Origin of the sequence: Trinickia sp. (genome assembly GCF_051953405.1) — a bacterium.
In the GTDB taxonomy this organism is placed as follows: domain Bacteria; phylum Pseudomonadota; class Gammaproteobacteria; order Burkholderiales; family Burkholderiaceae; genus Trinickia.
Map to the genome: position 1 here is coordinate 91,324 of NZ_JBQCIV010000049.1, position 6,155 is coordinate 97,478.

At 64.8% G+C, this 6,155-nt stretch carries 7 protein-coding genes and 1 pseudogene; 5 read left to right on the forward strand and 3 right to left on the reverse strand.

Translation table 11 applies throughout. The features are described 5' to 3' along the window. Positions 1-61: 61 nt before the first annotated feature. Both ACTHN9_RS07890 and ACTHN9_RS07895 read left to right on the forward strand, forming a co-directional pair. A complete protein-coding gene (locus tag ACTHN9_RS07890) occupies positions 62-1,696 on the forward strand; it encodes a methyl-accepting chemotaxis protein (protein ID WP_440536199.1) in 1,635 nt (544 codons plus the stop codon). Then, positions 1,693-2,016, forward strand: coding sequence for a DUF3579 domain-containing protein (locus ACTHN9_RS07895; RefSeq protein WP_440536200.1), 324 nt, complete (start codon positions 1,693-1,695; stop codon positions 2,014-2,016). Before ACTHN9_RS07890 ends, ACTHN9_RS07895 begins: the two co-directional genes overlap by 4 nt. A 64-nt stretch (positions 2,017-2,080) precedes the next feature. Here the strand turns inward: ACTHN9_RS07895 and ACTHN9_RS07900 are convergent, their stop codons facing one another. After that, entirely contained in the window at positions 2,081-2,392 is a 312-nt protein-coding gene (locus tag ACTHN9_RS07900) for a hypothetical protein (protein ID WP_440536201.1), read from the reverse strand. A 248-nt stretch (positions 2,393-2,640) separates the two neighbouring features. Here ACTHN9_RS07900 and ACTHN9_RS07905 point away from each other — a divergent pair, with 248 nt between their 5' ends. Both ACTHN9_RS07905 and ACTHN9_RS07910 read left to right on the forward strand, forming a co-directional pair. Next, positions 2,641-3,261 carry a glutathione S-transferase family protein gene (locus ACTHN9_RS07905; RefSeq protein ID WP_440536202.1) on the forward strand — a complete coding sequence of 207 codons (621 nt, stop codon included), beginning with the start codon at positions 2,641-2,643 and terminating at the stop codon, positions 3,259-3,261. A 162-nt stretch (positions 3,262-3,423) separates the two neighbouring features. After that, positions 3,424-3,621, forward strand: a complete 198-nt coding sequence (locus tag ACTHN9_RS07910; protein ID WP_115534469.1) for a hypothetical protein — start codon at positions 3,424-3,426, stop codon at positions 3,619-3,621. 170 nt (positions 3,622-3,791) lie between these two features. Here ACTHN9_RS07910 and ACTHN9_RS07915 read toward each other — a convergent pair whose 3' ends face one another. Beyond that, positions 3,792-4,067, reverse strand: a complete 276-nt coding sequence (locus tag ACTHN9_RS07915) for an oxidative damage protection protein (RefSeq protein ID WP_440536203.1) — start codon at positions 4,065-4,067, stop codon at positions 3,792-3,794. Positions 4,068-4,114: 47 nt separating this feature from the next. Further along, on the reverse strand, positions 4,115-5,497 hold the full coding sequence (gene argA, locus ACTHN9_RS07920; protein WP_440536204.1) for an amino-acid N-acetyltransferase: 1,383 nt from the start codon (positions 5,495-5,497) through the stop codon (positions 4,115-4,117). A gap of 22 nt (positions 5,498-5,519) precedes the next feature. Between argA and ACTHN9_RS07925 the strand changes: the two are divergent. Further along, positions 5,520-6,155: pseudogene (locus ACTHN9_RS07925) on the forward strand (ATP-dependent RNA helicase HrpA); the annotation flags it as partial.

Here is a 6,155-nt window from a genome sequence, read left to right on the forward strand (position 1 = left end):
TTTTTTTGCGAGCCGGCCGGAGTGGTTGCACTCCGTTCTCATGCAGAGCGAGGAAGACAGCATGATAAGGACGACTAACATTCGTGCCGCGTTGACCTTCACCGTCCTGGGCTACACAGGGGCGCTTCTGTTCGTCATCGCCGCATCGATCGCCGTGCTGCAATCGGCCAACGTGGCATTCGAGAAGATGTATCACGGCGAGACCGCCGCTTTGACGGCGTTGGCCGACAGTACGGACAACCTGTCCCAAGCGCGGATCGACCTGGGCGGCTACGAGACGCTCATGGCGCAGGGCAAGCCCACGGCGCCGACGCTCGAGCGCGTGCATGCGGCGCTAGCGGCCAGCGATCGCGCACTGGCGACGTTCGGCGCGCTGCCCCTGGCGGGCGATACCGAGGCGTCGCTCGCAGCGGCATTGCGCGCGGCGCGCGGCAAGCTCATCAAGGAAGTGATCGCCCCGGAGGTGTCGGCACTCGACCAAGACGACTTCGCGTCGTTTCGCATGATCGAACGGCAGGCGCCCGAAGCGATTTTTACGGATTACAAGCAAGCGGCGCGGCAATTGATGGATTTCCAGGTGCAGGCGCAAAGCCGGCACTTTTCGGCCGTGCACGATCGCTTTCGCGGCTTGCTGGGGCTGTTTTCGATCGTCGGTTTCGCAGCGGTTGCGTTTGCCGTGCTCGCGCGCACGTTCTTGCGCGCCGCCATCGTGACGCCGATCGCCAAGGCCATCGATCATTTCGAGCGCATCGCCAAGGGCGATCTGACGGCAACGATCGAGACAGCGGGCGGAGGCGATATGGGCCGGCTGATGTCGGCACTCGCGCGCATGCAGCAGAGCCTGGCGGCGGCCGTCACGCGCGTGCGCGAGGGAACGGCTGAAATCCGCCATGGCGTGCACGATATGGCGAGCGGCAATGCGGATTTGTCCGCGCGAACCGAGCGCCAAGCCGCGGTGCTCGAGGAAACCGCCGCGAGTGTCGAAGCGCTCACGGCCGCCGTGGCACAAAATGCGCGTCATGCGCGCGAAGCGCGCGCCGTGGCCGAGACGGCGTCTTCCACGGCGCAGCGCGGCGGCCAGGCGGTGGGCGAGATCGTCGATGCGGTTGCCGATATGTCGGCCGACTCCGAGCATATCGTCGACATCATCCGCGCGATCGAGGGCATTGCCTTTCAAACCAACATCCTCGCGCTCAATGCGGCGGTCGAGGCGGCGCGTGCGGGCGAGCAGGGGAGGGGATTCGCCGTGGTTGCGGGCGAAGTGCGCGCGCTGGCTCAGCGTTCCGCCGTCGCAGCCAAGGAAATTCGCGAATTGATGACGGCTTCCGTCGCGAAGGTGAAAGACGGAACGCAACTGGCCGAGCGTGCCCGCGCAACGATGGCGGACGTGGTCGGCGCCGCACGCGAAGTCACGCAGATCGTCGCGGAAATCAGCGCGGCATCGGAGCGTCAATCGTCGGGCATCGACGAAATCAACGTCGCGATCTCGCAGATGGACCGCGCAACTCAGCAAAATGCCGCGCTCGTCGAGCAGGCGGCCGGCGCTAGCGCGTCGCTCGAGGAGCAAGCCCGCATGCTCGACGAGACGGTGGCGACCTTTCGTCTGCACGCGGGCGAAGGCCTAGCTGCGATGGCGCCGACACCCATGCCGCTCGCGCATGGCACGCGACAGACACACTCGTTCACCCCCGCATGACGACCACCTTAGAACATCGACCGCATCCGAGCTTGATCCGACACCGAATCACGCATCGGATCGTCGGCACGACCGAAGGCGGCCAGCCGTTTCGCCCGGGCGACTGGGCCGAGCGGCTGGCCGGCGTGATTACCCTGTTCGTCAAAGAGCGGCGACCGGGCTGCAGCGTCGCATCGACCTGGCTAGCGGTGCCGCTCGTCGAAGACGGCGTCAGGTGCTTGAACGTCTCGGGAGAGCTTGCCGAGATCTGTCCCGAGGCCTTCGAGTTCGTGATGCGCTTCGCCAAGGACAACGCGCTGCCGGTGCGCATCGGCGAGTGATCGATCGAGGTCGGTCGAGGTCGATCGTTCCGGCCGACGACGCGCAGCCGGGGAGCACGCTCGCTCAGGTGGCCGGCCTGCAGTGCACGATCGGCGCGGTATAAGGCGACGGATAGGGCGAATAGGGGCCGCTCAGCACACGCAGCCTCTGAGTGGCGAGCACTTCGGCCTGACGCTCCTGCGTCACGCTCAGGCCGTTTTCCGGCGGTGCCGGCGTGCTATCGACCGGCGACTCGTTGACGTCGCAATTCACGATCGTTCCGTCGTGCAAGCGGACCGTCGTCGAATAGGCGTAGTCGGACGAGATAGGTGCGCAGGCCGTGCTCGCCAACAGCGCGGCGGCGCAGGCAGCGAGTCGAGAGAACGTCTTGGCCATGATCGGTCGCTCCGCATCGAAACCCCGTGTTGTGTTCGACCCGCCCGGGCGGGGCGATGTTGCACGCTGCGCTTTCATCTTGAAATCGATCGTATCGGCTGCCTCGTGCCCGTGAGCTTCTTCGTACACATCGCCTTCTTTTTCTGCCAATCCGCGCGTCCCTGCTTGCGGGTTGGCTGCGTGGGACGGCAAACTGGCGGCTGCTGCACGCGGTACCTTGTCCCTATCACACGTAAAGTGAGGCATCGATGCAACTGATCGGCATGATGGATTCTCCGTTTGTCCGTCGCGTGGCCGTTTCGATGGCCGTGCTCGGCATCGCGTTCGAGCACCGCTCCGTCTCTGTTTTTCGTCACTTCGATGAGTTTCGGCAAATCAATCCGACGGTTAAGGCGCCGACGTTCATCGACGACGACGGCACACAGTTGATCGACTCCACGCTGATTCTCGACTACCTGGACCTGCGCGTCGCCCCGGAATCCCGATTGATGCCGCCGGCGCTGGCGGAACGCCGGCGCGCATTGCACCTGATCGGGTTCGCGCTCGCGGCTTGCGAAAAGACGGTGCAGATCGTCTACGAGCAGAACCTGCGCCCACAGGAAAAACAGCACGCGCCGTGGCTCGAGCGCCTCCAAACGCAGTTGGCGGCTGCTTACGACACGTTGGAGCGCGATGTGGCCATGCTGGGCACCGGCGCGTGGCTGTGCGGCGACCGTCTCATGCAGCCCGACATCACCGTCGCCGTGGCCTGGCGCTTTACGCAATATGCGATCGCGGGTGCGGTCGAACCCGGCCGCTATCCTGGGTTGGCGGCGCTCTCGCAGCGTGCGGAAGCGTTGCCGGCGTTCGTCGGCGCACCGCTCGAATAGCGCGCTCGGGCGACGCCGAAGCACGCGCTGCGATTGTTCGCTTCTCGCGACTTGTGACTTTCGATTTAGCGCATTTATCGGCTTCGCGCGCGTCCCTACAATGGCGATCAAGGTTGCATGACGGGGCATAGGCTGCCCCGCAGGCAAGCCAGGAGAATCGCCATGAAAAAGCTTATCGAACAACGGCTGTACAGCCCGACCGTCGTGTTGCCGATGGTCGAACTCATGGAATTGATGGTGTCGCTCGATTTCAATCTCGGGCAGGTCGGCGCCGTGATGGCGACGCGCGGTGCACGCGCGGCATTGCATCGCTCGCGCGGGTTGCTCGGTCATCGTCAAGGCGCGGCTGCCGCTGCTTGAACTCGAGCGAGCCCGCGCAGGCGATATAGCGACGGAAGCGAGTAAGGGCGGGGCGGGGCGGGGAAGAGGGAACAACGAACGAAAACAAGCGGACGGCGCACCGGCACTAGATTTGCGACAAGCCAGCGGCCGTCAGATTAGGCGCGATCGGAGATCGCGCCGGCCGCTTGTCAGCCTTGCGTCGGCGGCACATATCCGGCCGCTTGATCGGCGCCTTCGCCGAAGAAAAACTTTTCCGTTTGCTTCATCAGATACTGACGGGCGCGCGGGTCGGCCATATTCAACCGGTTCTCGTTGATGAGCATCGTTTGCTGCTTGAGCCAGGCTTGCCAGGCTTCCTTCGAAACGCCTTCGTAAATTCGCTTGCCGAGATCGCCGGGCAACGGCGGAAAATCGAGTCCTTCGGCTTCCTTGCCGAGCTTGACGCATTGAATCATGCGGGCCATGTGAATTTCTCCTGTAGTCGATAGGGGGCGGGCAGCGACGCGTTCGCTCAAAGGTGCTTCATCAGCACGAGCGATTTGCGCTGCCAGTTATAGAGGCGGCGGCGGTCTTCAGGCAGATCGTCCACGGTGGCCTTGACGAAGCCGCGCTTCAAGAACCAGTGCTCGGTACGCGTGGTCAGCACGAAGATGCGCGTGAGACCGCGCGCGCGGGCGCGCTGCTCGATGCGCTTGAGCAGCCGCTCGCCGTCACCGACGCCTTGCGCGTCGGGCGCGACGGTCAGGCAGGCCATTTCGCCGATCCGCTCTTGCGGGTAGGCGTAAAGCGCCGCGCAGCCGAACAGCACGCCATCGTGCTCGATGACCGAGAAGTGATCGATGTCGCGCTCGATCTGATGGCGGCCGCGCTTGACGAGCGTGCCGTCCGATTCGAGCGGCTCGATCAGCGTGAGAAGGCCGCCGACGTCGTCCGGCGTGGCTTCGCGCAAGCTTTCGAGGTTCTCGTACGAGATCATCGTGCCGACGCCGTCGTGCAGGAACAATTCGAGCAGCAGGCTGCCGTCGAGCGAGTGCGGGATGATGTGCGCCCGCGCCACGCCGCCGCGGCAAGCACGCACGGCGTGCTTCAAGTAGAACGCGGAATCGCCCTTGACTTCGCCGCTGTCGAGCAGCTTGTAGGCATCGTCGAGCGAGAGTTCTTGCGTAAGTTCGCCCGCGTCGTTCATGAGCCCCGGCGTTTCGGTCAGGAAGATGATCTTGTCCGCGCGCAGCGCGATCGCGGCCGCCGAAGCGACATCCTCCATCGACAAGTTGAACGCCTCGCCCGTCGGCGAAAAGCCTAGCGGCGAGAGCAGCACGAGCTTGCGGCTGGCGAGCGAATGCTTGATCGATTCGGCGTCGACCTTGCGCACGATGCCCGTGTGCTGGAAATCGACCCCATCGAGAATGCCCACCGGCCGCGCCGTGACGAAATTGCCCGAGACGACGCTGATGTGCGCGTGCGCCATCGGCGTATTCGGCAAACCTTGGCTGATCGCGGCCTCGATGTCGAGCCGCACTTCGCCCGCGGCTTCCTTCGCCGATTCGAGCGCGCGCGCATCGGTAATGCGCATCCCGTGCGAGAACTCCGACTGCACGCCATGCAGATTCATCTGCTCTTCGACCTGCGGGCGCGATCCGTGCACGAGCACGATCTGGATCCCCATGGCTTGCAGCAGCGCGATATCGGATACGAGCGCGCTGAGTAACCCTTCATGGACCACTTCCCCGCCGAACCCGACGACGAACGTCTTATTGCGGAACGCATGGATATACGGGGCGACCGATCGCATCCAGTCCACGAACTGGGCGTGCGAGACGGCTTCGGATTCGGGCGCTGCGGGGCGGGCCGGGGCGCTCTCTGGCATGGGGGCGAGGTCGGTTTGAGAATTCATGCCGGGATTATAATGCGCCCCCATGTCGAACGTATCCAAAAGTCCGGCCGCGAGCGAGGTCCGAGCACCGCGCGCGCCGCGCGCCAACAGCGAACAACCCGGCGCCGCCCCGGCCCATGCCGAGCGTCGCCGTCGTCCCGCCGTCCAGCCCAATCCCATTCCCCCGATCGAATTTCCGGCGGCGCTGCCTGTCTCCGGGCGGCGCGAGGAAATCGCGCGCACGATTCGCGACAATCAGGTCGTGATCGTCTCGGGCGAAACCGGTTCGGGAAAGACCACTCAGCTCCCGAAAATCTGCTTGTCGCTCGGCCGCGGGCTCGGTGCCGGCGGCACGGGCCTTATCGGCCATACGCAGCCGCGCCGAATCGCCGCGTCGGCGACGGGTCGGCGCATCGCCGAGGAACTCGGCACGCCGTTCGGCGAAGTGGTCGGCTACAAGGTGCGATTCACCGACAACCTCGCGCCGGGCGCGTCCGTCAAACTGATGACCGACGGCATCCTGCTCGCGGAAACCCAGACCGATCCGCTGCTCGAGGCCTACGACACGATCATCATCGACGAGGCGCACGAGCGCAGCCTCAACATCGATTTCCTGCTCGGCTACCTGGCGCGGGTCCTGCCGAAGCGGCCCGACCTGAAGGTCATCATCACGAGCGCC